General features: G+C 66.3%; 21 protein-coding genes and 1 pseudogene. 16 read left to right on the plus strand and 6 right to left on the minus strand.

The features are described 5' to 3' along the window. Window positions 1-7: 7 nt before the first annotated feature. Genes J3476_RS10110 through J3476_RS10120 form a run of 3 tightly spaced genes read left to right on the plus strand, consistent with a single transcriptional unit; the run spans window position 8 to window position 4,315 of the window. Window positions 8-1,546 (plus strand): ATP-dependent DNA ligase, encoded by a 1,539-nt coding sequence (locus J3476_RS10110; protein WP_207066356.1) that lies wholly within the window; start codon window positions 8-10, stop codon window positions 1,544-1,546. 51 nt (window positions 1,547-1,597) lie between these two features. Further along, complete coding sequence (locus J3476_RS10115) at window positions 1,598-2,977, plus strand: MFS transporter (protein ID WP_286182852.1); 1,380 nt, start codon at window positions 1,598-1,600, stop codon at window positions 2,975-2,977. Between the two features lie 39 nt (window positions 2,978-3,016). Beyond that, complete coding sequence (locus J3476_RS10120) at window positions 3,017-4,315, plus strand: amidohydrolase family protein (protein ID WP_207066357.1); 1,299 nt, start codon at window positions 3,017-3,019, stop codon at window positions 4,313-4,315. Here J3476_RS10120 and J3476_RS10125 read toward each other — a convergent pair. Both J3476_RS10125 and J3476_RS10130 read right to left on the minus strand, forming a co-directional pair. Further along, window positions 4,297-5,535 carry a cytochrome P450 gene (locus J3476_RS10125; protein WP_207066358.1) on the minus strand — a complete coding sequence of 413 codons (1,239 nt, stop codon included), beginning with the start codon at window positions 5,533-5,535 and terminating at the stop codon, window positions 4,297-4,299. The two genes, J3476_RS10120 and J3476_RS10125, sit on opposite strands and share 19 nt — an antisense overlap. Continuing rightward, window positions 5,532-6,575 carry an LLM class F420-dependent oxidoreductase gene (locus J3476_RS10130; protein WP_207066359.1) on the minus strand — a complete coding sequence of 348 codons (1,044 nt, stop codon included), beginning with the start codon at window positions 6,573-6,575 and terminating at the stop codon, window positions 5,532-5,534. Before J3476_RS10130 ends, J3476_RS10125 begins: the two co-directional genes overlap by 4 nt. 77 nt (window positions 6,576-6,652) lie before the next feature. Between J3476_RS10130 and J3476_RS10135 the strand changes: the two genes are divergently transcribed. From J3476_RS10135 to J3476_RS10170, 8 genes are all read left to right on the plus strand, one after another. Further along, window positions 6,653-8,149: an acyl-CoA carboxylase subunit beta gene (locus tag J3476_RS10135; RefSeq protein WP_207066360.1), complete on the plus strand. Its 1,497-nt coding sequence runs from the start codon at window positions 6,653-6,655 to the stop codon at window positions 8,147-8,149. A gap of 180 nt (window positions 8,150-8,329) precedes the next feature. After that, the gene (locus J3476_RS10140; RefSeq protein WP_207066361.1) at window positions 8,330-9,076 is read left to right on the plus strand and encodes a GntR family transcriptional regulator; all 747 of its coding nucleotides are present in this window, start codon (window positions 8,330-8,332) and stop codon (window positions 9,074-9,076) included. After that, a complete protein-coding gene (locus J3476_RS10145) occupies window positions 9,073-10,116 on the plus strand; it encodes an ABC transporter substrate-binding protein (RefSeq protein WP_207066362.1) in 1,044 nt (347 codons plus the stop codon). Before J3476_RS10140 ends, J3476_RS10145 begins: the two co-directional genes overlap by 4 nt. Next, a complete protein-coding gene (locus tag J3476_RS10150) occupies window positions 10,113-10,952 on the plus strand; it encodes an ABC transporter permease (protein ID WP_207066363.1) in 840 nt (279 codons plus the stop codon). Before J3476_RS10145 ends, J3476_RS10150 begins: the two co-directional genes overlap by 4 nt. Before the next feature lies 1 nt (window position 10,953). Next, entirely contained in the window at window positions 10,954-11,799 is an 846-nt protein-coding gene (locus tag J3476_RS10155; protein ID WP_207066364.1) for an ABC transporter permease, read from the plus strand. 24 nt (window positions 11,800-11,823) lie between these two features. Further along, complete coding sequence (locus J3476_RS10160) at window positions 11,824-12,588, plus strand: ABC transporter ATP-binding protein (protein ID WP_163673897.1); 765 nt, start codon at window positions 11,824-11,826, stop codon at window positions 12,586-12,588. 23 nt (window positions 12,589-12,611) lie between these two features. Beyond that, a complete protein-coding gene (locus J3476_RS10165) occupies window positions 12,612-14,150 on the plus strand; it encodes an aldehyde dehydrogenase (protein WP_207066365.1) in 1,539 nt (512 codons plus the stop codon). A gap of 1 nt (window position 14,151) precedes the next feature. Continuing rightward, the gene (locus tag J3476_RS10170) at window positions 14,152-14,904 is read left to right on the plus strand and encodes an enoyl-CoA hydratase/isomerase family protein (protein ID WP_207066366.1); all 753 of its coding nucleotides are present in this window, start codon (window positions 14,152-14,154) and stop codon (window positions 14,902-14,904) included. Window positions 14,905-14,961: 57 nt separating this feature from the next. Here J3476_RS10170 and J3476_RS10175 read toward each other — a convergent pair whose 3' ends face one another. Both J3476_RS10175 and J3476_RS10180 read right to left on the minus strand, forming a co-directional pair. Further along, complete coding sequence (locus tag J3476_RS10175) at window positions 14,962-16,005, minus strand: TIGR03857 family LLM class F420-dependent oxidoreductase (protein ID WP_207066367.1); 1,044 nt, start codon at window positions 16,003-16,005, stop codon at window positions 14,962-14,964. 16 nt (window positions 16,006-16,021) lie between these two features. Beyond that, window positions 16,022-16,399: a nuclear transport factor 2 family protein gene (locus tag J3476_RS10180; protein ID WP_207066368.1), complete on the minus strand. Its 378-nt coding sequence runs from the start codon at window positions 16,397-16,399 to the stop codon at window positions 16,022-16,024. A 127-nt stretch (window positions 16,400-16,526) separates the two neighbouring features. Here J3476_RS10180 and J3476_RS10185 point away from each other — a divergent pair, with 127 nt between their 5' ends. Beyond that, on the plus strand, window positions 16,527-17,147 hold the full coding sequence (locus J3476_RS10185; RefSeq protein ID WP_207066369.1) for a TetR/AcrR family transcriptional regulator: 621 nt from the start codon (window positions 16,527-16,529) through the stop codon (window positions 17,145-17,147). A 43-nt stretch (window positions 17,148-17,190) separates the two neighbouring features. Here the strand turns inward: J3476_RS10185 and J3476_RS10190 are convergent. After that, window positions 17,191-18,819: pseudogene (locus J3476_RS10190) on the minus strand (flavin-containing monooxygenase). A 121-nt stretch (window positions 18,820-18,940) separates the two neighbouring features. Between J3476_RS10190 and J3476_RS10195 the strand changes: the two are divergent. The 4 genes from J3476_RS10195 (at window position 18,941) to J3476_RS10210 (ending at window position 24,582) form a co-directional block, all read left to right on the plus strand. Then, complete coding sequence (locus J3476_RS10195; protein WP_207066370.1) at window positions 18,941-19,975, plus strand: aromatic ring-hydroxylating dioxygenase subunit alpha; 1,035 nt, start codon at window positions 18,941-18,943, stop codon at window positions 19,973-19,975. 136 nt (window positions 19,976-20,111) lie between these two features. After that, window positions 20,112-21,764 (plus strand): acyl-CoA synthetase, encoded by a 1,653-nt coding sequence (locus J3476_RS10200; protein ID WP_207066371.1) that lies wholly within the window; start codon window positions 20,112-20,114, stop codon window positions 21,762-21,764. A gap of 219 nt (window positions 21,765-21,983) precedes the next feature. Continuing rightward, window positions 21,984-23,177: a cytochrome P450 gene (locus tag J3476_RS10205; RefSeq protein WP_207066372.1), complete on the plus strand. Its 1,194-nt coding sequence runs from the start codon at window positions 21,984-21,986 to the stop codon at window positions 23,175-23,177. A 193-nt stretch (window positions 23,178-23,370) separates the two neighbouring features. Then, window positions 23,371-24,582, plus strand: a complete 1,212-nt coding sequence (locus J3476_RS10210; RefSeq protein ID WP_207066415.1) for a CoA transferase — start codon at window positions 23,371-23,373, stop codon at window positions 24,580-24,582. Between the two features lie 11 nt (window positions 24,583-24,593). Here the strand turns inward: J3476_RS10210 and J3476_RS10215 are convergent, their stop codons facing one another. Then, the gene (locus J3476_RS10215; protein WP_207066373.1) at window positions 24,594-26,816 is read right to left on the minus strand and encodes a molybdopterin-dependent oxidoreductase; all 2,223 of its coding nucleotides are present in this window, start codon (window positions 26,814-26,816) and stop codon (window positions 24,594-24,596) included. Window positions 26,817-26,845: the final 29 nt, after the last annotated feature.

A 26,845-nucleotide genomic window follows, 5' to 3' on the forward strand; every position in this document is an offset into this window, starting at 1 on the left:
TGACGCCGTGTTGTTGCTAGAGGTTGCCCGTGCCTCCGCGGACGTCGCCGGCACGTCGGCTCGGCTGGCCAAGGTCGCGCGCATCGCCGATCTGCTGCGGCTCGCCGGGCCCGAGCCCCGCGAGGTCGCCGTCATCGTGTCGTGGTTGTCCGGTGAGCTGACCCAACGCCAGATCGGTGTCGGCTGGGCCGCACTGCGCACCGTCCCGGAACCCGCGACGGTGCCGGTGCTGAAGGTGCTCGAGGTCGACGACAGGTTCGGCATGATCGGCGCGACCGCCGGGAAGGGCTCGCAGGCTCGCCGCGCCGAACTGCTGGCCGAACTGTTCGGTGCGGCCACCGATGTGGAACAGATGTTCCTGCGCCGCCTGCTCACCGGCGAACTGCGCCAGGGCGCCCTGGTCGGGGTGATGGCCGACGCGGTCGCCCGGGCCGCCGACCTGCGGGGTGCGGCGGTCCGTCGCGCCGCAATGCTCAGCGGCGACCTGCCGGCGGTGGCCGCCGCGGCGATGACCGACGGTGCGGCGGCGCTCGAGCGGTTCACGCTGCAGGTGGGCACCCCCGTGGGGCCCATGCTCGCGCAGACGGCGACCGGTGTCGGTGACGCTCTCGAGCGACTGGGCGGCACGGCCGTCTTCGAAGCCAAGCTCGACGGAGCCCGGGTCCAGATCCACCGCGACGGCCAGGCGGTGAGGATCTACACCCGCAGCCTCGACGACGTCACCGCACGGCTGCCCGAAATCGAGGCCGCCACCTTGGCCCTGCCGGTCAGCAGGCTGATCGCCGACGCCGAGGCGATCGCGTTACGCGCCGACGGCCGACCCCACCGCTTCCAGGTCACCGCTTCGCGATTCGGCCGGCGCGGCGGCGTCGCGGCGGCCGACGCCCAGCAACTGTCGGTGTTCTTCTTCGACGTGTTGCACATCGACGGCCGGGATGTACTCGACCTACCCGCCGGTGATCGGCTCGCGTTACTCGACGCCGCGGTGCCCGCACCGCAGCGCGTCGACCGATTGACCACCTCGGATACCGTTGCGGCCCAGCAGTTTCTGGACGCCACGCTCGCGGCCGGCCACGAGGGTGTGATGGCCAAGTCCCCCACTGCGCCGTACGAGGCCGGCCGCCGCGGCGCGGGCTGGCTGAAGGTCAAACCGGTGCACACGCTCGATCTCGTCGTTCTGGCTGTCGAATGGGGCTCGGGCCGGCGCACCGGCAGATTGTCCAACATCCACCTCGGCGCGCTGGACCCGGCGACCGGCAACTTCGTCATGCTGGGCAAGACCTTCAAGGGAATGACCGACGAGATTCTGGCCTGGCAGACCGAGCGCTTCCTGAGCCTGGCCGACGGCCCCACCGACGGTTACGTCGTCTCGGTGCGTCCCGAGCAGGTGGTCGAGATCGCGTTCGACGGGATCCAAACGTCGTCGCGCTACCCCGGGGGGATGGCGCTGCGGTTCGCCCGGGTGCTGCGCTACCGCGACGACAAACCCCCTTCCGAGGCCGACACCATCGACACGGTGCGCGCCATCTGGGAACGCGCCAACTGATCCGTCGCCGCGCTGGCATGATGTGGCTTTGCCCGACCACCTGGAGGTGCGGTGAACAGCAGTCACGGTTCGGACAGCAACACGATCGACGGGGTCCCCCGCCGCCGGATCGTGCTGGCCTCGATGGTCGGCACCACCATCGAGTTCTACGACTTCTACATCTATGCCACCGCGGCCGTCTCGGTGTTCCCCCACCTGTTCTTCCCGAAGGGCGACCCGACCACAGCGCTGCTGGCCTCGCTGGCCACGTTCGGCCTTGCGTTCGTCGCCCGCCCGGTGGGCTCCATCCTGTTCGGTCATTTCGGCGACCGGGCAGGGCGCAAGACCACGCTGGTCGCCTCGTTGTTGCTGATGGGTATCGCGACGTTCGCGATCGGGCTGTTGCCGACCTACTCCCAGGTGGGCCTTGTCGCGCCGGCGCTGCTCGCGGTGATGCGGTTCGCGCAGGGCCTGGCGCTCGGCGGCGAATGGAGTGGCGCGGCGTTGTTGGCCACCGAGACGGCGGCCCCCGGTAAGCGGGGGTGGGCCGCGATGTGGCCGCAGCTGGGGGCGCCACTGGGCTTCCTGTTGGCCAACAGCCTGTTCGTGGGACTGATCCTGATGCTGGGCCACAGCAACGTCGACCCCGACCCGGACGGCGCGTTCCTCACCTGGGGATGGCGGGTGCCGTTCCTGTTGAGCGCGGTGATGGTCGCCATCGGACTCTATGTGCGGCTGCGCATCCTGGAGACCCCGGTGTTCAGCCGGGCCGTCGCTCGCGGCGAGAAGGTCAAGGCGCCGCTGGCCGAGGTGTTCCGCACCAGTTGGCGGCAGCTGATCATCGGCACGTTCGTGATGCTTGCGACGTACACCTTGTTCTACATCGTGACGACGTGGGCACTGAGCTTCGGCACCGCCAAGCTGCCGCCCGACGGTGCGGGGCTCGGCTTCGCCTATGTCGACTTCCTGGAATTGCAGCTGATCGCGGTGCTGTTCTTCGCGGCCACCCTGCCGGTCGCCGGTCTGCTCGCCGATCGGTTCGGGCGGCGACGGACGTTGTTGGTGGTGACCGCCGGGATCATGGTGTACGGCGCGCTGTTCGCCCCGATGCTCGGCTCCGGCAACACTTCGGCGGGCACCATGCTGCTGTTCCTGATCATCGGAATGACGTTGATGGGCTTGACCTTCGGTCCGATGAGCGCGGTGCTGCCGGAGCTGTTCCCGACCAACGTCCGCTACACCGGGTCGGGGATCTCGTACAACGTCTCGAGCATTCTCGGTGCCGCGGTGGCTCCGTTCATCGCCACCTGGCTGGCTACCAGTTTCGGTGTCGCGTGGGTGGGGCTGTACCTGTTCATCGCGGCGTCACTGACCTTCGTCGCGATCCTGGTGATGCGCGAGACCCGGGACGCGTCACTGGACTCGGCCGACCGGATAGACCTGGCGCGCTAAACTGTCGTCCATACGGTAAGCGAATACAGGACGGCGGCCATGAACAAAGACGACATGATCCTGATCAGCGTGGACGACCACGTGGTGGAGCCGCCGGACATGTTCAAGAACCACCTGCCCAAGAAGTACCTGGAAGAGGCACCACGTCTGGTGCACAACGAGGACGGCTCCGACACCTGGCAGTTCCGCGATGTGGTGATCCCCAACGTGGCGCTCAACGCCGTCGCGGGTCGGCCCAAGGAGGAATACGGGCTGGAACCACAGGGTCTCGACGAGATCCGGCCGGGCTGCTGGAAGGTCGACGAGCGGGTCAAGGACATGAACGCCGGCGGCATCCTCGGGTCCGTGTGCTTCCCGTCGTTTCCCGGCTTCGCGGGACGGCTGTTCGCCACCGAGGACCCGGAGTTCAGCCTGGCGCTGCTGCAGGCCTACAACGACTGGCATGTCGAGGAGTGGTGCGGGGCCTACCCCGCCCGGTTCATCCCGATGACCCTGCCGGTGATCTGGGACGCCGAGGCCTGCGCCGCCGAGATCCGGCGCAACGCCGAACGGGGGGTGCACGCGCTGACTTTTTCCGAGAATCCCGCAGCCATGGGCTATCCCAGCTTTCACGACGGATACTGGGACCCGGTGTGGAAGGCGTTGGTGGACACCGACACCGTGATGAACGTCCACATCGGCTCCTCAGGCAAGTTGGCGATCACCGCCCCGGATGCGCCGATGGACGTGATGATCACGCTGCAGCCGATGAACATCGTCCAGGCTGCCGCCGACCTGTTGTGGTCCGCGCCGATCAAGAAGTATCCGGATCTGAAGATCGCGCTGTCGGAGGGCGGCACCGGATGGATCCCGTACTTCCTGGAACGGGCCGATCGCACCTACGAGATGCACTCCACGTGGACGGGCCAGGACTTCAGCGGCAAGCTGCCCAGCGAGGTCTTCCGGGAGCACTTCCTGACCTGTTTCATCTCCGACCCGGTCGGGGTGGCGCTGCGGAACCAGATCGGCATCGACAACATCTGCTGGGAGGCCGACTATCCGCACAGCGACTCGATGTGGCCCGAGGCCCCCGAGCAACTCGACGAGGTCCTGAAGGCCAACGACGTGCCGGACGACGAGATCAACAAGATGACGTTCGAGAACGCGATGCGCTGGTATCACTGGGACCCGTTCAGCCACATCGCCGAAGACCAGGCGACCGTCGGCGCGCTGCGCAAGGCGGCCGAAGGACACGACGTGTCCATCCAGGCCCTGTCGCACCACGAGAAGGGTTCCCGAGGTGCGGCGTTGCACGCGGCCGCCCGCGGCAACTCGGGTGGTCAGCCAGTCAGCGCGTAGCGGATGGGTAGGTGCTTGAGCCCGCCCACGAAGACGGTCGCCGTATGCTCGGCCGTTCCGGCCAGTTCCACCGAGGTGAGCCGGGGCAGCAATTCGGCGTAGAAGCTGGTGATCTCCATGCGGGCCAGCGCTGCGCCCAGACAGAAGTGCACTCCGTAGCCGAACGCGACGTGCTTGTTGGGGTCGCGACCGACGTCGAAGGTGAACGGATCGGTGAAGACGTCCTCGTCACGGTTGCCCGACGGGTAGGACAGCAGCACCGACTCCCCCGCGGCGATCGGGACGCCCCGAACGACGGTGTCTTGTCGGGCTGTCCGCATGAACACCTTGACCGGCGTGACCCACCGGATCATCTCCTCGACCGCGAGCGGCAGCAGCGCGGGCTCGCGCTGGAGCCGGTACAACTGGTCGGGATGTTCGATCAGGGCGTGCAGGCCACCCGAGATGGTGGCGCTGGTGGTGTCGTGCCCGGCGGTGGCGACGATCAGGTAGTAGGACACCGTGTCGATGTCGGACAGCGGCTCCCCGTCGATGCGGGCATTGGCGATCGCGGACGCGAGGTCCTCGGTCGGTTGAGCCCGCCGTGCAGCGGTGATCTCGTTGAAGTAGGTGAACATGTCGAACAACGCGAGCCCACGCTCCTCCATGGTCACGCCGCGCTGCAGCTCGGTGTCGTCGCTACCGAACAGTTCCTGGGTGTAGGTGAGCATGCGGGGAAAGTCGGACTCGGGTATGCCCAACAGGGACATGATGACGTAGAGCGGGAAGTTCACCGCGACCTCCTGGACGAAGTCGCACTCCCCGCCGCGCCGGAACATCTGATCGACGAAGTCCTTGGCCAGCTCGTCGACGCGGACCTTCAACGCGCGCATCGCTTTCGGGCGGAACCAGTCCGCACCGATCGACCGGATCTTGCGGTGCTGCGGATCGTCCATGTGGATCAGTGTGCTCACGCCCATCGCGGCCTGCTGGGCGTCGCCTTCGGCGGTGGTGAGCACCGGACGTGGCGCGTTGGTGAACACCGCGTCGTCGCGTTCGATCGCCATGATGTCGGCGTGTTTGGTGATCGCCCAGAAGGGGCGGTAGCCCTCGACATCGACCCACGACACCGGGGCGTTGCCGCGCAGATGCGTCATTGCCGCATGCAGCCGCGTTTCGTCGGCGTAGGCACTCGGGTCGGCGAACACCCTGGCTGCTTCGTCGGCGATCCGAACGCTCATCTCGTCTCCTTCGTCCCACTGCGCAGATCGGTCACCAGCTCGGCAATGGTGGTCTCGTCGATCGATGACGGAAAGCCCACCAGCACACGGTCGATCAGGCCGGCGCAGCGTGACCTGATCTTCGTCACCACGTCCCGGACCGGCGCCACCACCGCGAACTCGTCGAGGATCGTGTCGTCGATCAAGGCGCCCATCTCATCCCAGCGCCCGGCACGCGACAGGTGGTGCAGGTCGGTCTGCAGCTCCCCCCAGCCGTGGAGTTCCAGCACGCTGCGGTAGGCCGGGGTGGAGGCATAGAACGCGATCTGTTTGCGGGTGCCTGTCGCAGCCGTGGCGACTTCGGTGTCGTCGCGGCCGGTGACGACGAACATCGGGCAGGTGAGCTGGACGTCTGCGCGGGCCCGCCCCGCGCGTTGCAGACCCCGTGACAGCGTCGGCACCGTCACCTCCCGCAGGTAACGCTGCGTCGTGAACGCGTGGGCGAGCAGACCGTCGGCGACCTCGCCGACCATCTCGGTCATCCGATCCCCGACCGCGGCGACGAAGACCTTGGGGTCCCCGAAGCTGTGCGCGGGCGGGACGAACATCGGCGTCATCAACGTATGGGTGTAGAAGTCGCCGCGGAAATCCGGTGGTGTGTCGTTGCGCCAACACGACCAGATCGCGCGCATCGCCAGCACGAACTCCCGCATCCGGGCCACGGGTTTGCCCCACGGCATACTGAAGCGCTTCTCGATGTGCGGCTTGATCTGGGAGCCGAGGCCCAGGATGAGCCGGCCCCGGGAGTAGTCCTGGAGATCCCAGCCGATCTGGGCCAGTGTCATCGGATTCCGGGCGAACGCCACCGCGATGCTGGTGCCCAGGTCGATGCTGGTGGTGTGTTCAGCAGCCAGCGCCAGCGGCAGGAACGGGTCGTGGTTGATCTCGGCGGTCCAGCAGCCGTCGTAGCCCAGGCCCTGCAGGCGAATCGCCGCGTCCGCAGCGGTGGCGAGCGGACTGACGACGGCCGCATCCACCTTCAGGCCGCCTCCAGCACCCATGCTGATCGACGCTACAGTAAGCAATTCAGTATGGTCAACGCTGCAGGCCGCGTCGCCACCGAAGACAGGAGATACCGATGGCCGGGACCGGGGACTGGCAGGAAACTCTCGGCGAGCTCGCCCGTCGCCGGGATCACTCCCGCGCGATGGGTGGTGACGAGCGCCTGGCCAAGCATCACGGCAAGGGCAAGTTGGATGCCCGCGGCCGCATCGACCACCTCCTGGACAAGGGTTCATTCCGAGAGTTCGGCAGCCTGGTCGGCGGCGACATCGCCGCCGACGGAATCGTCGCCGGGGCCGGGTTGATCGACGGCCGGCCGGTGATGGTGGGCGCGGAAGATTTCACCACCCTGGCGGGCAGTATCGGCCCTGGCGGAAACGCGAAGCGTTATCGGCTGGCCGAACTGGCACTGTCGGATCGCATCCCGTTGGTGATGCTGTTGGAGGGCGCGGGTTTTCGTCCCAGCGGCGAGCACTACGGACGCACCCCGACCGATCTGTTGGCGCAGGCCCGGTGCTCGGGGAAGGTGCCCACTGTCAGTGGGCTGTTCGGGCCGTCGGCCGGGCACGGCGCCCTCGTTGCGCCGGTGTGCGACTGGACGATCATGACCAGCCAGGGCGCCATCTTCACCGCCGGCCCGCCGGTGGTCAAAGAGTCCACCGGAGAGGACATCTCGAAAGAGCAGCTTGGTGGACCGGACGTGGCGCTGAGCAGTGGCGTCATCCACAACCTGGGCAGCGACGATGCCGCGGTGCTCGACGACATTCGCCGCTACCTGTCTTATTTTCCGTCGAGCGCCTGGTCGTACCCGGCGTCGCGTGGCGCCGACGAGACGACCGGACCACGATCCACGCCCGAACTGCTCGAGATCGTGCCGCGGGGCAACCGCCGGGTCTATGACATGCGCGCGGTGCTCGACGCGGTGTTCGACAGTCCGGATTGGTTCGAGGTCCAACCCAAGTTCGGGCCGGCGATCATCTGCGCTCTGGCGCACCTGGGCGGGCATCCCGTCGCCGTGGTGGCCAACCAGCCGCGCGTGCTGGCCGGCTCGATCGACGCCGATGCGGCCGACAAGGCAGCGCATTTCATCACCGTGGCCGACTCGTTCCATCTCCCGATCGTCTTCCTCGCCGACAATCCGGGGATGCTGCCGGGCAGCCGTAGCGAGAAGAGCGGTGTATTGCGCAGTGGGGCACGCATGTTCGCCGCCCAGACCACGGCGACGACGATCAAGCTGCACGTGACGTTGCGCAAGGCCTACGGATTCGGGTCGATGGTGATGTCGTTGCTGGGATTCGACAATCAGAGCGCGACCTACGCCTACCCGGGCGCCACGATGGGCGCGATGAGCGCCGCCGCGCTGAGCCGGGCTTCGCACGCGGCCGAAGACGTGGAGGCGCGTCTGCGCCAGGCGGAAGTGGACGCGTCGTTCCGCTCGGCCGGCCACCTCGGCTTCGACGATCTGATTCACCCCGAGGAGACCCGCGACGCGCTTCTCGACGGCTTGTCACGGGGCATCCACCGCCGTCAGGCGGCCGCCGAGCCCGTCGCGCGCACCACGATCACACCCTGACCAACCCGACGGGCGTGACGTGTCACGCCTTTTTGCGCAGCGTCACGGCGGATCACCGCGCTTCGCCGAGGGCCGCAGCCTCGGCGTGGTGTGATGGGCCCCTCCAATCATCTCCGACGTGATTGACAGCACACCTTCCCGGTGTATACATTTTGGCCAGTAAGTAGACATGGAGGCCAAATGGCATACCAAAGCGCCGCGAGTCGGATCGCAAGCCAGCTGCGGAACGAGATTCTGCACGGGGAGGTGGCGCCCGGCTCGCGCCTCTCGCAACTGAGCATCGCCGAGCGCTTCGGAGTGAGCCGCATACCCGTGCGGGACGCGATCCAGCTGCTCGCCGGCGAGGGACTACTGCACCCGACATCGAAGGCGACCGCGATCGTCACCGGCATGTCGGTCCCCGAACTGCAGGAGCTCTACGAACTACGCGAAGCGGTCGAACCGCTCGCGACCCAGATTGCGGTGCCCAGCGTCGGGCGCGCGGACATCCTGTCGATGCGCAAGCACATGGAGCTGATGGAATCGAGCAACGAAGCGCCGATCTGGTTGGCAGCCAACGCCGAGTTTCACGCGTGCGTCTACAAACGGGCCAGCCGGCCCCGCATGATCGAACTCGTCGAACAATTGCGCCGGCTCACCGACCGGTACCTCTACATGCACCTCGAGGTCATCGGGCATACCGAACACCTCCACGCCGAGCACCTGGGAATCCTGCGCGCAGTGGAAAGCGGCGACGCAGCGCTCGCGGCGAGGCTCACCCGTGAGCATCTGGCGACCTCACATGACTACATCCTCTCCTACCTGCTCGAGCATCCCGGTGGAGCCGGGGTCGACGACGTCGTGAACTACCACGACCGCGGTAACCAAGAACCCGCACCCACGGCAAAGAAGCCGAGGGGCGCCCAAGTGAAGGGAACTCAATCGTGAACGGATTGGGACAACGGCTCGCAGCCGCTCTGCTCGCCGCGACCACCGCAATCACCATGTCCGGGTGTGTTTCCCGGCCAGGATCGGAAGCCAGCGGCGGCGAAGGGGGCGTCATCCGGTTCACGTTCGCACCGGATCCTGTCTGGGACTACATCACCGACCAGGGAATCCTGGCGGAGATGGAGGAACAGTCCGGGTTCACCATCGACGCGTCCTCGACCTGGGACGAGTTCGGCGTGTTCGCGGGCGGCCACGCCGACATCGTGTCCTCGGCCTCCTACGAGGTGCCCGTGATCGAACAGGAGACCGGGCGCGACACCGTAGTCATCGGCAAGTACAACATGGACCGCAGCGTGATCATCGCCCGCGCCGACAATCCGGCCACCACGCTGGCCGACCTGAAGGGTGAGGACATCTCGGCCTTCACCGCCGTATCGGCGACACTGGTCTGGGGCGCCTACGCCAAGAAGCTTCACGACGTCGACTTCCGTTCGGGAGGCGGCGACTACAACATCATCGTGTCGGACCCGCAGCAACAAGCCGAGCTCGTGGAGAAGGGCGAGGTCGCCGCGTGTGTGTGTCTGCCCGAGTTCGCCACCCCGGGGCTGCGCAGCGGCGAGCTGAAGGTGCTCTACGACGGCAAAGCTTCGTCTGACATGTATTCCGAGCTGGTGGTGCAAGGCCATGAGGGCCCGATGATCAACGTGTTCCTCGCCGGTGCCGAGTGGGCGGACCAGAATCCGGAGAAGGTGGAGTTTTTCCTCGACGTCTGGCAGCGCGGCCTGGAGGAGTGGGAGGCCAACCAGTCCACGATCATCGAGACCTATCCTCAGCACTTCGCGGTCGAGGCGCCTGAAGACATCACGTTCGTCCAGGAGTACGTCGGTGACCACGACTGGTTCGTCCGCGACGTGCGATTCGACCAGGCATGGGCCGACAACGAGTCCCAGGTGTTCCCGTTGCTCAAGGAGACCGGGTTCATGGAGCAGGACCAGGCACTGCCGAAGTTCCGGCCGTCTGAACAAGGCGGCGCTTCGTGACAGTAACCCAGAGCAGGCCCGAGAGCGGGGCGGGCGCGGCCCCCGATGAGGGCGCCGCTCCCGCCGCCCGCCCGAGGGCCGCGATGGCCCGCCGCGTCGGGCTCCAACTGGCCGGCTACGCAACGCTGTTGGCCATCTGGTCGATGTGCTCGCTGGTGGTGTTCACCGAGTACGTGCTTCCGGCACCGTGGACAGTCGCCGCCGAGATGTGGCATCTCGCCGCTGACGGCACCGCATTTGTCCAGTTCGGCTCCAGCATTGTCAAGATCGCCCTCGGGTTCGCCATCGGCACCGCGTTCGGGGTTCCGCTCGGCTTGCTGATGGGCCGCGTGCGCTACCAGAAGTACTTCTGGCAGCAACCTCTGCTGGTCCTGGGCAACGTACCTGGCTTGGCCTTCGCGGTATTCGCACTCATCTTGTTCGGCATCGGCGCCATCGGTCCGATCGTGGTGGTGGCGTTCGTTGCTCTTCCCTATGTGGCGCTCAACGTCGCCCAGGGCGTCGAGGAGGTGGACGCCAAGCTGATCGACATGAGCGCGGTGTACGGCATCGGACGAGCGGAGATCGTCAAGTCGGTGTTCCTGCCGTCTGTCATGCCGTTCCTGTTCGCCGCACTGCGATACGGGTTCGCCATGGCCTGGAAGGTGGAAGCGCTGACCGAGGTGTTCGGTGGTCGCAGCGGCATCGGGTTCATGATCCGTCAGTCCTATCAAGAATTTTCGGTGGCCGGTGTGCTGGCCTGGACCGGCTTCTTCGTGATCTTCATCCTGTTGATCGAACGAGTCTTCCTGGCCGGCCTGGAACGACGGTTCTTCGCGTGGAGAGGTGGACGGTGAGATGAGCGCACCTGCGATCAACCCCGGGCAGGCGGTCGACGGCCGAGTGACCCCGCGGCAGAACTGGCTGACCGGTCCGTTCGGGGCCAGTCTGGCGGCAGCGCTGGTATTTCTCGTGGCGTGGCAGCTGGCCGGCACGTTCGGGGAGCGAATTCCCGGGCCGATGCCGGTGGTGAATGCGGCGATCAGCGAGATCGAACGCGGCGAGTTCTTCTACAACTTCGCGATCAGCATGCAGCGCTTCGCGATCGGCATGGCACTGTCGATCGTTGTGGGCGTGGCCCTCGGCATCGCGATCGGCTCGTCGCGAATCTTCGACAACCTGTTCGGTGACGTCAATCTGGTCGGACTGGCGATACCGGCGGTGATCTGGGCGCTGTTGTGCACCATGTGGTTCGGGTTCGCCGACACGGCCCCGATCGTCACGGTGATCCTGTCGGCTGTTCCGTTCGTCGTCGTCAACGTCGCCGCAGGCGCCAGGTCGGTACCACCCGACCTCCTGGACATGTCGCAGTCCTACGACGTGCCGCGGACACGCCGATTACGCCACGCTGTCCTTCCCGCAGTGACCGGATACGTGGTAGCCGGCATCCGGTTCGGCGTGATGTCGGGCTGGAACGGATTGCTGTTGTCCGAGTGGTTCGGCTCCGCTGACGGCGTGGGTCACCGCGCGCGGTACTGGTACGACGCCAATCAACTTCCGGGCTTCGTGGCCTGGATAGCGTTCTTCATCGTCTTCATGGTGCTGACCGACCGTGTTGTGCTCGAGCGTCTTTCCCGGCGGGCGTTCCGGTGGCGTGACGGTGAATCCGCGCCCGGCAAACCATCCGCGGCAGCTGCCGCCTAGCAACCCGACATCAAGGAGACTGGCATGGCCAACGTCACTGTCACCGATCTGCTCAAAGTGTTCAACACGCCGACAGGTCCGCAGACCGTCATCAACCGAATCAACTTCGAGATCGCGGACCGTTCGTTCGTTTCTCTGGTCGGCCCGTCCGGCTGCGGAAAGACCACTCTGCTCAACATCATCGCCGGCATCGAGTCGGCCACGTCCGGAACGGTGAGCGTGGGCGCCGCAGGCCAGCAGGCCAAACTCGCCTACGTCTTCCAGGAGCCGCGGCTGCTGCCCTGGCGGTCGATCTTCGACAACCTGATGTACGTCCAGAAGGTGCGCGACGAGGCCGCCAAGGAGCGCGTCCATCAGGCGCTCACGCGCGTCGGATTGGGCCACGCCGAGCGCAAGTGGCCCGGGCAGCTCTCCGGCGGGCAGCAGCAGCGCGTCGGGATCGCCCGGGCCCTGTCCATCGAGCCCGACGTGTTGCTGATGGACGAGCCGTTCAGCCACCTCGACGCGATCACAGCGCGCGGTCTGCGCGAACACCTCCAGGAGCTGTGGGCCCAGACCCGGAAGACGGTGGTCTTCGTCACCCATGACGTGAGCGAAGCCGCGGAACTGTCCGACCGGATTCTCATGCTGGCGCCCGGCGGCACCATCCATGAAGACATCCCCGTCGACCTCGCTCGCCCGCGCAAGGCCTCCAACACCGAGGTCGCCGTGCTGGAGTCGTCGATTCTGCGCCGGTTCGAGGAACTCGAAGCCAGCTCCCGCCAACCCAGCGTCGCCACCAGCGCCTGACGACCTGACCGACAAGGAATCCCATGACTGACTCTTCGGTGGCTTCTGCCGCGTCCGCCACCTCGCGAAACGGCGAGCATGTCCACGGTCTTCTGATCGATGGCGAGCTGCGACCCGGCGGCGGCGAGATCCTCGAACTGATCAACCCTGCGACGGCAACCGTATTCGCCCGTTGTCACAGCGCCACCATGCAAGACACCGACGCTGCGGTGGTGTCCGCACGAACAGCGTTCGACTCCGGCGTGTGGTCGCAGATGCCGATCCATCAGCGTGCGCGGATACTGAACCGTTTCGGTGACCTTCTGGAACGCGACATGCACAAGCTGTATCGACTGGAGACCGACAACAACGGCCGGCCCATCACCGAAACCAAGGCCCAGATCACCCGACTGCCGGAGTGGTACCGCTACAACGCCGCGTTGCTGTTGGCTGACCGCACCTCCGTGGTCCCGATGTCCGGCTCCTATCACGCCTACACCTCACGGTTCCCCCTCGGCGTGGTCGCCACCCTGTCCTCGTTCAACCATCCGCTGATGATCGCCTCGAAGAGCGTTGCCCCGGCATTGGCCACTGGTAACAGCGTGGTACTCAAACCCTCTGAGCAGACGCCGTTGACGGCGTTGTTGATCGGCGAGCTGGCGCTGGAGGCCGGAGTCCCACCGGGTGTGTTCAACGTAATCCCCGGACTGGGTCCGGTCACCGGTGCCGGACTGGCCGAACATCCCCTGGTCGACAAGGTGGTGTTCACCGGCGGAACCGAGGTAGGCCGCAGCATCTCGATGGCCACCGCGTCGCGCTTTGCCAAATCGACGGTGGAGTTGGGCGGCAAGACACCGGTGCTGGTGTTCGAGGACGTCCCGGTCGAGGTATCCGCTCGCGGGGCGGCGTTCGGCGGTTTCGTCGGAGCCGGCCAAACATGCATCGCCGGAACTCGAATCGTGGTGCAGGAGAGCATCTATGACGAATTCGTCGCTGCCCTGGTTGCGCAGGCGGAGCGGATCAGAATCGGTGATCCGAGCCTACCCGACACCCAGCTCGGGCCGGTGATCTCCGAGCGCGCCCGCCAACGCATTCTCAACTACGTCGACATCGGCATCGGCGAGGGCGCGACGCTCGCCACCGGCGGCGTCGTTCCGGACGTACCGGGACTCGACGGGTACTTTCTCGCCCCCACCGTGCTGTCCAACGTGACCAACCAGATGCGGGTCGCACGGGAAGAGATCTTCGGGCCGGTGCTGGTGGTCATCCCCTTCACCGACGAAGCCGATGCGATCGGCATCGCCAACGACTCGCCGTACGGTTTGGGCTCGTCCATCTGGACGCGAGACGTCGCCCGTGCACATCGAGTCGCATCCAAGCTCGAGCAGGGCATCGTCTGGGTCAATGATCATCACCGGCTCGACCCGTGTTCCCCATGGGGTGGGGTTCGAGACAGCGGACACGGCCGGGAAGGCGGCTGGGAATCATTCAACGACTTCACCCACGTCCGCGCCGTCACGGTGCGCACCGCGCCCGACGACGTGGACTGGTACGGCGGCATCGCTCTGGAAAGGCTGAACTGACATGACCGCGCATCTGTTGAGCGAAAACTCGCTCCCCGCAGTACAGGGCCTCTCGTTCGAGCAGGACGGCTCGATACTGACCGTCCGGTTGGACAGTCCCGAGGGAAACCTGATGACCATGGACATGTGCGACGCACTGGTCGAGGTGCTCTCCGCTCCCCCGGATTCCGCACACATCATGCTCATCACAGGCGCCGGGGACCAATTCTGCATGGGTCGGGAACGCACGGCCGCCACTCCCGATGACCTACCCGCAGAAGTCCGCCGACTCGTCGCCCTCAATGAAGCGCTGACGGCGACACGTCTGGTCACCGTGGCGAGAGTGCACGGAGATGCAGCCGGGTTCGGTGTCGGGCTCGCCGCCCTGTGCGACGTGGCACTTGCCACCCGTGCAGCACAGCTCGGCTTTCCCGAGGTCCGCATCGATCTGGCACCGGCTCTGGTGTTGGCGTGGCTGCCGCGGATGGTCGGCAGACGCGCGGCCTTCTGGCTCACTGCCAGTGGGGCTCAGGTCTGCGCAGACGAGGCTGTTCGAATCGGGCTGCTCAACGACGTCGTCGACGATTCCGAAGCACTCGACGCCGCGGTCGAGCGGGCGATCGCGATGTTGTCGGCCGGACAACCTCGGGTCCACACCGAGATCAAAGCCATGCTCAACTCAGTGGAGTCGCTGTCGCAGCAACAGTCCTACGAGCTGGCCAGCGACAGGCTGGTACTCGGGTCACTCCGCCGCCGGCACGCGGCCGCCCCCTGAAAACTGCGAATTCGGCGTGGTTGTCGTCGCCGCCGAGCATCGACAACCACGCCGAATTCACTCGGATGCGCGGTAGGCCGTGACGATGGGTTCGAGTTCGTCGGGTGTGGCGCCGTGCATGATCAGCGCGTCGGCACCGTAGTCGAACTCCTTGCGGACCCGGTCCACGCACTGCTGAGGCGACCCGGTCGCCGACGGTTCCAGCCACTCCTCCGGGATCAGCGTGGCGATGTGCTCGATCTGCTCGGCGCTGGCCTTGTGGTCGATACCGCCGGGGATCGACTGCACCACCGCGTCGTCACGGAATCGTTGCAGCACTGCCGGATCCCAGCCGTTGGTGCTGACCAGCAGGTCTCCGTAACCCTGCAGATAGGTGGCCAGCCGGGCGACGGTCTTCTTCAGCCGCAACTCCTCGGGCAGATGATCGCCGACGGTGGCGAAGCAGGACCACACCCGCACGCTGGCGGGGTCACGACCAGCCTGCTCCGCGGCGTTCTTGACGGTTTTCACCGCGCGCTGCAGGGTCTCGGGGGTGAAGTAGGTGTGCAGGATGACGTCGTCGAACTCCCGCCCGCCCAGCGCCAGGGTCTTGGGGCCGAACGCGACCAATGCCAGCCTGATGTCCTCGTCGAAATCGGGGTCGAGGAACAGGATCTGGTACTTACCGATCGGCCCGTCGTGGTTGAAGATCATCTCGCCGTGCCAGAGCTTGCGCATGACCTGCGCGAAGTCCTCCATCTGGGAGGTCGTGACCGACGGGACTCCGAATGCCTGGTACATCGCGGCGATCCCACGTCCCAGCCCGAGCGTGAACCGGCCGCCGGAGAGTCGATGCATGGTGGTAGCCCACGAACCTGTGATGAGCGGGTGACGGGTGTTGTGGTTGGTCGCCGCCGTGGCGATTCGCATGCGCTCGGTCACCGCGAGCGCCGCGCCGGTCAGCGACGACGCTTCCTTGACGTTCCACCGCTCGGAGATGAACGCGGTGCCGAAGCCGAGTTGTTCACCGCGGCGAGCCTCGTCCATCAGCGTGGCCGGGCCTTCCCCGCCGGCGCCGGCCAGCAGGTAATACCCGAGTTCGTCCAAGATCCGCGCTGTCATCGGCGATTCGCTCCGCTCATGCCCACACTCCCTGCTTGTAGCCGCAATTCCAGACTTCGGTGATCCTGCCGTCGACCACCCGGAAGATCTCCATGCTGCCGATCGTCGTCTCGGTACCGTCCTTGAGGGTCATCGGTGACTGATAGACGACTGCGACATGCTCGCCGTCGTCGCCCGCGACCACGAGGTTGAGATCGAAGCGGATACTCTCGAACATCTCCCAGTGTCCGACCACCCGAGCGACGGCCTGCTCGTGGGTCAGCGTCGTCGACTCGCCCACGTCGTGGCGGATCACTGTGTCACCGAGGAGTTGTTCGGCGAGGGCGAAATCGCGCTGGTTCCAGACCACGAGGTTGTACTGCTCGACGACCTCGCGCGCCGACCGGTGCGTCATGCGAACACGGCGCCGCTCGGCACAGTGTCGGGCGTGCCTCTGGCCACCCCGCTCGAAGTCACGCCGACCTCCCGAGTTATTTGCCACTGCGCAACTAAGTTAGTTGTCGAGCGTCTAATATGCAAGGATGCCGTCCCCCGCCCGAGGCCTCTCCCAGCCCGAGCGCGTCGAGATGTCCAGTCGCCGCCTGGTCGAGGCAGCTGCCGCCCTGATCGTCGAAAAGGGCTGGGAAGCAACCACTGCCGCCGAGATCGGGCGGCGCGCCGGCTACAGCAGAGCGATGGTGCACGCCCGGTACGGCAACAAGGACGCCATTCTGGACGCATTCTTCCTGCACGAGTACGTCCGGGACCTCAGCCCGGAACCCGACCCGACCGCAACAGGACTGGCGGAGGCCGTTGGTCATTTCGACCGGGTGCGTCATCTGTTCGCCGAGGACAGCGAGTTCCTGCGGGCGATGTTCGTGGCCACGTTCGAGGCGGTCAAGAGCACCTCTCCGTTGCGGCCGCGGGTGCAGGCATGGCTGACGCGCGGCATCGACAAGGTGGAGGCGGGCCTGCGCCGTGGGGTACGAGACGGCTCGGTGCGCGCCGACACCGACATCGACAGGGCAACAGCCGATCTCAGCGCCGCAGTCTTCGGTTCGGCCTATCTGTGGACCGTGGGTGGCCAGAGCTACGACCTGGATCGTGAACTGCGCTATGTGCGTGACCGGTTCATCCGCGATTACGGCTCACCGCCGTACTGACGTCGCGCGGCCACGCCTCGGAAGCCGAGTGGACTCCGAGGCCTCACGCCAGCTTGAATCCGGCGTAGCCCGCATCGGCGATGTCATCGCACCGCCGCCGGTACTCCGGAATCCCCGCGGTGTAGCCCATGTACATGCGCTTCTTGCCGGGAACGTTGCCGCCGTTGTACCAGGATCGACAGTTCGGGTGTAGGAGCACGGTGGGCGCGACGAGTGCGGTGGCCTGCTCGATCCACTCCTGTTGCGCCTCGGGCAGCGCCTCGATCGTGCGGAAGCCGTGTTCGCGCAGCTACGACACGCAGGCACCGATCCATTCCACGTTCTGCTCCATGGCAGCCACGAAATTGGCTGCTGCCGAGGGGCTTCCGGGTCCCTGGATGGTGAACAGGTTCGGGAAGCCTGCTACCGCCAGACCGAGATAACTCAACGGCCCCTCCTCGGTCCAGAATTCTCGCAGCGACGCGCCGCCCCGACCCCGGACATCGATCCGGTTCAGCGCACCGGTCATCGCGTCGAATCCCGTGGCGTAGACGATCACGTCGAGTTCGTGCAGGCCAGTCGCGGTCTGGATTCCGTTTGGGCACACCGACTCGATCGGGTCGGTCCGCAGGTCGACCAGGGTGACGTCGTCCCGGTTGAAGGTCTCGTAGTAGCCCTGGTCGATGATCGGCCGCTTGCAGGCGAACGGATGACTCGGGGTCAGCGCCCGCGCTGTCTGAGGGTCGTCGACGATGCGCGCGATGGCTTGGCCGTACAGTTCGGCGGCCATCTGGTTGGCCTCGATGTCGAAGAACAGATCACCCCAGTTCAGCGCTCCCATGATGCCGTCGGTCTCGACCGCTTCCGCCCGCTCCTCGGCCGACGCCTCCTTCAGCGGCGGTTTGGCCAGCATGTCCAGCAGCACCGAGAAGGCGCTCAGCCGCGCCGCCCCGACCGGGTGTTCGCGCTGCGCCGCACGGATCTGGGGGTAGCTCGCCTTGAGCTCGTCGAGTTCGCCCGGCTCGAACGCGCGAACGTGCCAGGGCAGCGTGTACGCGGGTGAGCGCTGAAAAACGCTGAGGTGCTCGGCTTCCCGGGCCACCACCGGGATCAGTTGGACGCCGGTGGACCCGGTGCCGATGACGCCGACCCGCTTGCCGGAAAGGTCCACCACACCGTCGGGCCACCTGCTGGTGTGCAGCGAAGTGCCCGTGAAGCGGTCCATCCCGGGGATCGTGGGTTCCAGCGGCACCGAGAGAATGCCGGTGGCCGCGACGACGAACGGCGCGGCCACCGCGGCACCGCCCTCGGTGTGCACGGTCCACTCGGCTGCCTCGTCGCTGTAGGACATGGCCACGACGGCGGTGTCGAAGTCGATGTCCCGCCGCAGGTCGAGCCGGTCGGCCACGAAGTTGAGATAGGCCTCGATCTCGGGCTGGGCGGACATGGTCTCCGTCCACACCCACTCCTGCTGGATCTCTTCGGAGAACGAGTAGGAGTACTCGATGCTCTCGATGTCACACCGTGCGCCGGGGTAGCGGTTGACCAACCAGGTGCCACCGACCGCATGCGCCTTCTCCAGCACGCGAACCCGCAGACCGAGTTCGCGCAGATGATGCAGCGCGTAGAGACCGGAAAACCCGGCGCCGACGACGATCACGTCGAAGCGTGCGATGTCTCCGTCGATCGTCATTGTTCCTCCGACCTGGATCGGGTGGCTTCGGGCAGGCTACTGTGACTCTTACAGTATCGTCGCCCATAGCGGCTGGGCAGCGGATCGGCCGGATTCTGCGTCGAGGCAGCAGGGAGGCATGGTGAAGGTTCCGTTCACGTGGAAGGTCACCGGATGGTTCATGATCGGCTGGTCCGCGGAGTTCGGGGACCAGTCGGTGCGTCCGCTGCGCTTTCTCGGCGAGGATCTGGTCGCCTACCGCGACGAGTCGGGAGGCTTGCACGTACTCGAGGCGCACTGCCGGCATCTGGGTGCGCACATCGGCCATGGCGGCAAGGTCGTGGGGGAATGCGTCGAATGCCCGTTCCACGGATGGCGCTGGGGCCCGGACGGCACCAACCGTCACATCCCCTACCAGCCGGACCGGCCCAACCGCGCGCTGCGGTTGCGGTCGTACCCGGTACAGGAGCAGTACGGCTGCGTGTTCATGTGGTACCAGCCGCAGGGCAAGGAGCCGCAGTGGGAGCTGCCCGACCTCTTCCACAAGTTCCCCCAGTTCGAGACCGACCCGGACGCCTACTACCGGCCCTATCCGGAGTTCTCCAGCCGCGCCGACGCGATCCCCGTGCACCCGCAGATCGTCGCCGAGAACGGTCCGGACAGCTCACACTTCCGCTATGTGCACGGCGCGACCGTGACCCCGGTGTGTCTGCATTGGGAGCACGTCGGCGAGGAGTGGCGTTTCCTCACCGGCTGGCCGGACGTCACCAGTGACGACCCGACCACGATGGCGTTGCGGATCCACAGCCACTTCTCCGGTTTGGGCTTTGCGGTGAGCGCATTCGAGGGCTCGTCGAACCACCGTCTGATTTTCGCCTGCACACCCGTCGACGACGAGGTGTCGGACATGTTCTATTCGATCTGGTGGCCCAAGGTCGCCGGCGAGACGTCCGACATTCCTCCGGATGAGGTGCGCGCCAAGGTCGAACGTCAGTTCCTCAAGACGGTGTGGGAGGACTGTGACATCTGGCGCCATCAGCGCTACATCGAGAATCCGCCACTGGCGAAGGTCGACGCCAAGCCCTACATGGCGCTGCGCAGATGGGCGCAGCAGTTCTACGAGATTCCTGCCCACCCTCCCGCCGGGGTCACCGCCGACTCTGCGGCCCGCACATGAGTCGGCAGCACGCTGTCACTCCTGCCCACCGTGACCACCACCGACGACCTCATCGGCGCGTGGACGCCATGACTTCGACCATACACCTCCCGGCCAAGTGTCCACCCGCCGATCGGCGACGTTTACAGTTCCTGTCATGACCGACCCGATCGAGTTCACCGTGCCCGCCGCCGCCGACGCCGTCGCTGCTGTCATCGGCGATCGGGAGTTCATCATCCAGGGCGACCGCCGGTTCACCTACGCACAGATCGTCGAGCGCTCCAACCGACTGGCCGGGTATCTGCATTCGCGGGGCTTGGGGTGCCACACCGAACGCGGCCAGCTGGCCGGCCATGAAGTCGGGCAGGACTTGCTCGGCATCTATGCCCACAACGGACCCGAGTACGTCGAAGGCATGTTGGGCGCCTGGCGTGCACGGGTCGCCCCGTTCAACGTCAACTACCGCTACGTCAAGAGTGAGCTGCAGTATCTGTTGTCCGATGCGGGGGCGTCGGCGCTGCTCTACCACGCCGCGTTCGCACCGCGGCTGGCCGAGGTGCTGGCAGACCTGCCTGGGCTCGAGGTCCTGATCCAGATCGCCGACGAGTCGGGGAACGAATTGTTGCCCGGCGCGGTCGACTACGAGTCGATCGTGGCCGAGGGGCCGGCGACGGCGCCGCCGGTGCAACCATCACCCGATGACCTCTACGTGCTCTACACCGGAGGGACGACCGGTATGCCCAAGGGCGTGCTGTGGCGTCAGCACGACATCTTCGTGGCGTCATTCGGGGGGCGCAGCCTCTACACCGGCGAGCTGGCCACCACCTACGAGGAGATCGCCGCGCGGTGTACCGACTCGCCGGGTACCACGCTGCTGGTGCTACCGCCGCTGATGCACGGCGCCGCGCAGTGGGCGGTCTTCACGGCGATGAATACCGGCCAGTCCGTGGTGTTTTCACAGGTGACCAGCCACCTCGACGTCGACGACGTGGTGCGCACGATCGAGCGCGAGAAGGTCCTGGCCGTCACGGTCGTGGGCGACGCGATGGCGCGGCCGCTGGCCGACGCGCTGGAGCGCAGCACAGCCGACCTGTCCTCACTGGCCGTGGTGGCCAACGGAGGCGCGCAACTGACCCCGACGGCCAAGCAGCGCCTGATCGACGCCAAGCCCAACATGATGGTCGTCGACGGTGTCGGCTCCAGCGAGACCGGCGCCCAGATGACGCACATGTCCGCACCGGGTGCGGTGTCGACCGGCACGTTCACCGCCGGGCCGGACACCTTCGTCGCCGCCGAGGACCTCGGCTCCATTCTCGAGCCGGGCCACGAGGGGATGGGCTGGCTGGCGCAGCGCGGCTATGTCCCGCTGGGCTACAAGGGCGACGCCGCCAAGACCGCCGCGACGTTCCCCGTCATCGACGGGGTGCGCTATTCCGTTCCCGGGGACCGTGCGCGGCATCTCGCCGACGGAGCGATCGAGCTGCTCGGCCGCGACTCGGTCACGATCAACTCCGGCGGCGAGAAGATCTTCGCCGAAGAGGTCGAATCGGCGATCCTGTCTCACCCCGCCGTGGCCGACGTGGTGGTCGCCGGTCGGCCCAGCGACCGCTGGGGGCAGGAGGTGGTGGCCGTCGTGGCGTTGGCCGGCGGCGCCGAGGCCACGGAACAGGAGCTCGTCGACCACGCCGCGGCCGTCCTCGCGCGCTACAAGCTCCCCAAAGCCGTCGTGTTCCGCCCTGCCATCGAGCGCAGCCCGGCCGGCAAGGCGGACTACCGGTGGGCCCGAGAGCAGGCCGTCGGCGGTTCCTGAGTCAGCTCTTCCGGAGCCGGCGCCGGGTGCGCTCGACGAAGGACCGGAAGTCGGGACCGTCGCACCATCTCACCCTCCACCCGCACAACCCCGCCAGGCCGAACGCCGGTGACGCGTCCTCGACACCATCTACTGTAAGTATTACAGTATGACTTTGCAGATTGGTCGGCAGAACCGACGGGAGGCCCAGCTGTGCAATCGCCGGTACGAGACACCGAGATGGACGAACCCCTCGACCTGCGCGATCCCTACCCGATGTTCGCCCGGCGACGTTGCGAAGGCGGGGTGTTCCGCGGCACGGTGATGGACTGGTCCAAGACCCCGGCCTCGATGACTCCGCAGAACGTCTACGCAGCCGTGTCGTTCGATGCGGTCAACCGGGTGTTCCGTGACGGCAAGGTGTTCAACTCGACGATCTACGACTCCACCATCGGCCTGTTCATCGGCCCGACGATCCTGGCGATGGAGGGAAGGACGCACTGGGCACACCGCAATCTGGTTTCCGCGGCGTTCAAGTCGCGCTCGCTGGCGCGCTGGGAGCCCGAGATCGTCCGGCCGGTGGTCACCTCGCTGATCGACGAACTCGTCGACATCGGCGAGGCAGACCTGGTGCGGGACTTCACCTTCGAATTTCCCACCCGGGTGATCTCGGCGCTGCTGGGTCTCCCCCAGGAGGATCTGCCCTGGTTTCGCAAAAGGGCGGTGGCGTTGATCAGCTACGCGGTCGACTACCAGCGCGCTTTCGAGGCCTCGGCGGAGTTGGAGAACTATTTCCTCACCCTGATCGATCAACGGCGATCATCGCCGACCGAAGACATCATCGGCCACCTGGTGTCGGCTGAGATCGACGGCGAACGGCTGACCGACGAAGCGATCTTCTCGTTCCTGCGCCTGCTGCTGCCAGCCGGGCTGGAGACCACCTACCGGTCTTCGGGCAACCTGTTGTACCTGCTGCTGACCCACCACGAGCAGTTCGACGCCGTCAACGCCGACCACAGCCTGATCGGCTCGGCGATCGAAGAAGCACTGCGCTTCGAGACGCCGCTGACCACGGTGCAGCGCTACACGAGCGAGGACACCGAGATCGACGGGGTGCCGATCGAGGCCGGCTCGGTCATCGACGTGTGCATCGGCTCGGCCAACCGCGACGAGCGCCGCTGGGAACGCTCCGAGGAGTTCGACATCTTCCGCACGCGGACCCCGCACATCTCTTTCGCCGCCGGCGAGCACACCTGCATGGGGCTGCACCTGGCCAGGATGGAGACCAGGGTCGCCGTCGAATGCCTGCTCACGAGGCTCGACGACATCCGCTTGGTCACCGACGACGACCCGCACATCCACGGCCAGCCGTTCCGGTCACCGACGGCGCTGCCGGTGACGTTCCGGTCCGCTTCCGCCCAACCCGCGAAATAGAGTTCCTGGCTATGGGTAGGCCCGGATTCACAGCCCTGGCTTCTCACTCGCGGGAGCGACTGCACGTCGATCACCTGTCACCCCACGCCCTTCATGGAATTACAACGGTAACTATTACAGTAATTCCACCCGGCTACACTCACGCTGCCATGGGTCGACGCCGTCGTCAGGAGGAACTTCCGTGATCAAGGTGATGCAGGGCGTTCGGGTTCTCGAGGTCGCACAGTTCACCTTTGTGCCCGCCGCCGGCGCGATCCTCGCGGATTGGGGCGCCGACGTCATCAAGGTCGAACACCCGGTCCGCGGCGACACCCAACGTGGCTTCGTCAACATGGGCGGATTCCAGCTCGACCCCAATCGCCATCCCCTCATCGAGCACCCCAACCGCGGCAAGCGCAGCGTGGGCATCGACGTGTCCACCCCCGAAGGCCAGGAGGTGCTCTACGAGATCGCCAAGACCGCCGATGTGTTCCTGACCAACTACATGCCCCAGGCGCGGCAGAAGAACAAGTTCGACATCGAGCACATCCGCGCGGTCAACCCGAACATCATCTACGCCCGGGGCAGCGCCTACGGGGACAAGGGCGCCGAACGACTGGTCGGAGGCTTCGACGGCACCGCGTTCTGGACCCGCAGCGGCGTCGGGCACGCGCTGACCCCCGAGGAGCTGGGCGGGGCACTGCCGCAGGGCATTCCGGCCTTCGGCGACTCGATCGGCGGAATGAACATCGCGGGCGGGATCTCCGCGGCGCTGTTCCACCGCGAACGCACCGGCGAAGCCGTCGAGATCGACGTCTCCCTGCTCAGCACCGCATGGTGGGCCGCGGGTGCGAGCGTCACCCAAGGCATGGAGACCGGCGAGACGATGCGGTCACTGATGCCCGGCACCACAACGTCGGTCAACCCGTTCATGGCCAACTATCAGACCTCCGACGGTGAAACCATCAACCTGTGCATCGTCAGCCCGACCGGCTACATCCGCGACACGTTCGAACACCTCGGCCTGCCCGAACTTGCTGACGATCCGCGCTTCTGCGACGTACTGCCGCTGATAAACAACGCCCAAGCGGGTGTCGAACTCATCGCTGCGGCGATCGCGGCCAAGCCGTTCGAATACTGGCGCCAGCACCTCAAGTCGATGAAAGGTCAGTGGGCGCCGTTCCAGAGCCTGGTCGATCTGGCCACCGACGAGCAGGCCATCGCCAACGACATGATCGTCGAGGTGGACGCCAACGACGGTGGCAGGCCATTCAAAGTGGTTCGGGGACCGGTGCAGTTCAACCACGAACCGCTGGAGACCACCCGCGCCCCGCAGGCATCTGAGCACACCGAAATCGTACTCATGGAACTGGGGCTGGACTGGGACCGGATCGAGGCCCTCAAGGACGTGGGCGCCATCGCCTGACGCGCTGCGCGTCAGGGCTTTTCAAGGCCTGCCAGGGCGGAATTCGCCTTGTCGAGGCGCACCGGTACCCCCGTCAACCAGGCCATCCCGGACAACGCCTCCACGTCGTCGGGATCGCTGGAGGTCAGCTGGTTGACGTTGGCGCCGCCTGCGCGGTTGGCCAACCGCCACCCGCCGGTCCCTCTGTGACCCCAGCCGTGCGGCACCGCGATGACGCCGGGCACGATGTCCTTGGTCACGCAGACCTGGACGTTGATCTGACCGTAAGGCGAACTGACCGTCACCTCGGCCCCGTCGCTGATGTCCAATTCGGCGGCATCATCAGCGTTGATCAACCCGTGCTGGCCGCGATCACCGCGCATGAGCAGCGGCGCGTTGTGCATCCACGAGTTCTCCGAACGGGTTTCGCGCATACCGATCATCCGCAGCGGAAAGCCCTCGGGTTCCGTGCGGCGGGCCATCCCGGCGATCTCGGCGGCGATGTCCTGGTGGGCGAGCCGGATCCGGCGCTTCGGATAGCCGATCACCGAACCGAGGACACCGGTGGCCAGGTTATCGTCGAGGACCGTTCCGTGGGCGTGTTCTGCGGTGAGCCGGTCGAACGTCAGACCGCTGCGGCGCAATCCGAAACGGTCACCGCCCGCGCAGACCCGGATCACGCCGTCGGCGAACCTGCGAGGTGTGAACTCGATGCCGACCCGGCGCAGCAACCGGTTGGCCGCACCGAACATCGTGAACACCGTCGATTCACCGTTCAGGCGTCCGATCAGGTCACCGATGATCTCCCACTCCTGGCGCGCCTGCCCGGGCGGTTCGACGACGGCCTCGGTGGCCTGACGAAACGGCGTGGCCTGGAACATCTGGAAGGTCAGCGGGAAATCGTCGCGTTCGTACATCGTGGTGACCGGCAGCACGTAGTCGCAGTGCGCGGTGGTCTCGGTGAGGTAGAAGTCCAGCGCCACCGACAATTCGACCGACTCCAACGCCGACTCCAGCTCTGGACCGTTGGGTACCGACAGCACCGGGTTGCCGGCGCTGATGAACATCGCCCGGATCTGGCGCTGCCCCGGGGTGAGCATCTCCTTGGCCATCAGCGCGGCCGGCTCGGAGCCGATCACCGAGCGGAAACCGCCGATGCGCGAACGCCGCCGCCGGTAGGTGCGCCGCAACGCCGCGCCCATCGCGATGTTCACCAGCCGCTGACCGGGCAGCCCGAGACTGCCGAACACCGACCCGCCCGGCACATCGAGGTTGCCCGCCACCAGGTTGACCACATCGATCAGATACGAGGTCAGGGTGCCGTGGCGCCCGACGCAGGTGCCCAGCCGCCCGTAGATCGCCGCGCGCGGCGTGGCGGCGAGGTCTCGCGCCAGCGCACGCACCACGTCGGGCTCGATGCCGGTGTGCCGCTGGGTGGTCTCGGGCGCGAAGGACGCCACCAGCGCGCGCAGCCAGCCCAGCCCGTCGGCCTGCGCGCCGATCCGCCGCTCGTCGACGAGGTTCTCGTCGAACATCACCTGCAGCAACGACAGCAGCAGATAGGCGTCGGTGTCCGGCACGATCCCGCACCATTCGAACGCCGCAGCCGTCTCGGTCCGTCGTGGATCGACCACCACCACCCGCCCGCCGCGTTTGACGACGTCGTTCATCCGGTCCTTGATCCGCGGCGCGGTCAGGAAGCTGCCGTGTGAGACAACCGGATTCGCGCCGATCACGACCAGAAGGTCGACGCGGTTCAGGTCCGGTATTGGTACCGAGATCGGGGTGCCGTAGAGCAGTTGGCTGGCCATCAGCCGGCTGTTGGTGTCCTGCGAGGAAGCCGTGTAGAAGTGCGTGCCGCGGCCCAGCCCCTTGATGAACGCCAGGATCGACAGCACGTGGGCATAGCTGAACGCCCCCGGATTACCCATGTACCAGCCGACCGCGCCCGGCCCGTGCTCGCCCACGATGCGCGAGAGGCGGTTGGCGATATCGGTCATCGCCTCGTCCCAGCCGACTTGTTCGAAACCGGTGGGAGTGCGCCGCAGCGGCATGGTGACCCGGTCGGGGTCGTTGACCACCTCGGTGAAGGCGATGCCTTTCTGGCACGCGAATCCGGTGGACAGCGGGTGGTCCCTGTCGGGTCGCAACGCAACGAGCCGGCCGTCTTCGACGGTGGCAACCATGCCGCACAGCGGCTCACAGATGCGGCAGAACGTCACCTTGTGTTCGATGTTGGTGGTGGTGTCGGCCATGTCATCCACCTTCGCATGCAGCTGTTGGG

This window comes from Mycobacterium sp. PO1 (assembly GCF_017312405.1).
GTDB lineage: Bacteria > Actinomycetota > Actinomycetes > Mycobacteriales > Mycobacteriaceae > Mycobacterium.

Excerpts from the sequence above, each read along its gene's own strand:
- J3476_RS10160 (WP_163673897.1), top strand. The coding sequence starts at position 11,824 with ATGGCCAACGTCACTGTCACCGATCTGCTCAAAGTGTTCAACACGCCG.
- J3476_RS10140 (WP_207066361.1), top strand. The coding sequence starts at position 8,330 with ATGGCATACCAAAGCGCCGCGAGTCGGATCGCAAGCCAGCTGCGGAAC.
- J3476_RS10185 (WP_207066369.1), top strand. The coding sequence starts at position 16,527 with ATGCCGTCCCCCGCCCGAGGCCTCTCCCAGCCCGAGCGCGTCGAGATG.
- J3476_RS10125 (WP_207066358.1), bottom strand. The coding sequence starts at position 5,535 with ATGAGCGTTCGGATCGCCGACGAAGCAGCCAGGGTGTTCGCCGACCCG.
- J3476_RS10180 (WP_207066368.1), bottom strand. The coding sequence starts at position 16,399 with ATGACGCACCGGTCGGCGCGCGAGGTCGTCGAGCAGTACAACCTCGTG.
- J3476_RS10175 (WP_207066367.1), bottom strand. The coding sequence starts at position 16,005 with ATGACAGCGCGGATCTTGGACGAACTCGGGTATTACCTGCTGGCCGGC.
- J3476_RS10205 (WP_207066372.1), top strand. The coding sequence starts at position 21,984 with ATGGACGAACCCCTCGACCTGCGCGATCCCTACCCGATGTTCGCCCGG.
- J3476_RS10210 (WP_207066415.1), top strand. The coding sequence starts at position 23,371 with ATGCAGGGCGTTCGGGTTCTCGAGGTCGCACAGTTCACCTTTGTGCCC.
- J3476_RS10120 (WP_207066357.1), top strand. The coding sequence starts at position 3,017 with ATGAACAAAGACGACATGATCCTGATCAGCGTGGACGACCACGTGGTG.
- J3476_RS10155 (WP_207066364.1), top strand. The coding sequence starts at position 10,954 with ATGAGCGCACCTGCGATCAACCCCGGGCAGGCGGTCGACGGCCGAGTG.
- J3476_RS10200 (WP_207066371.1), top strand. The coding sequence starts at position 20,112 with ATGACCGACCCGATCGAGTTCACCGTGCCCGCCGCCGCCGACGCCGTC.
- J3476_RS10215 (WP_207066373.1), bottom strand. The coding sequence starts at position 26,816 with ATGGCCGACACCACCACCAACATCGAACACAAGGTGACGTTCTGCCGC.
- J3476_RS10130 (WP_207066359.1), bottom strand. The coding sequence starts at position 6,575 with ATGGGTGCTGGAGGCGGCCTGAAGGTGGATGCGGCCGTCGTCAGTCCG.
- J3476_RS10170 (WP_207066366.1), top strand. The coding sequence starts at position 14,152 with ATGACCGCGCATCTGTTGAGCGAAAACTCGCTCCCCGCAGTACAGGGC.
- J3476_RS10135 (WP_207066360.1), top strand. The coding sequence starts at position 6,653 with ATGGCCGGGACCGGGGACTGGCAGGAAACTCTCGGCGAGCTCGCCCGT.
- J3476_RS10165 (WP_207066365.1), top strand. The coding sequence starts at position 12,612 with ATGACTGACTCTTCGGTGGCTTCTGCCGCGTCCGCCACCTCGCGAAAC.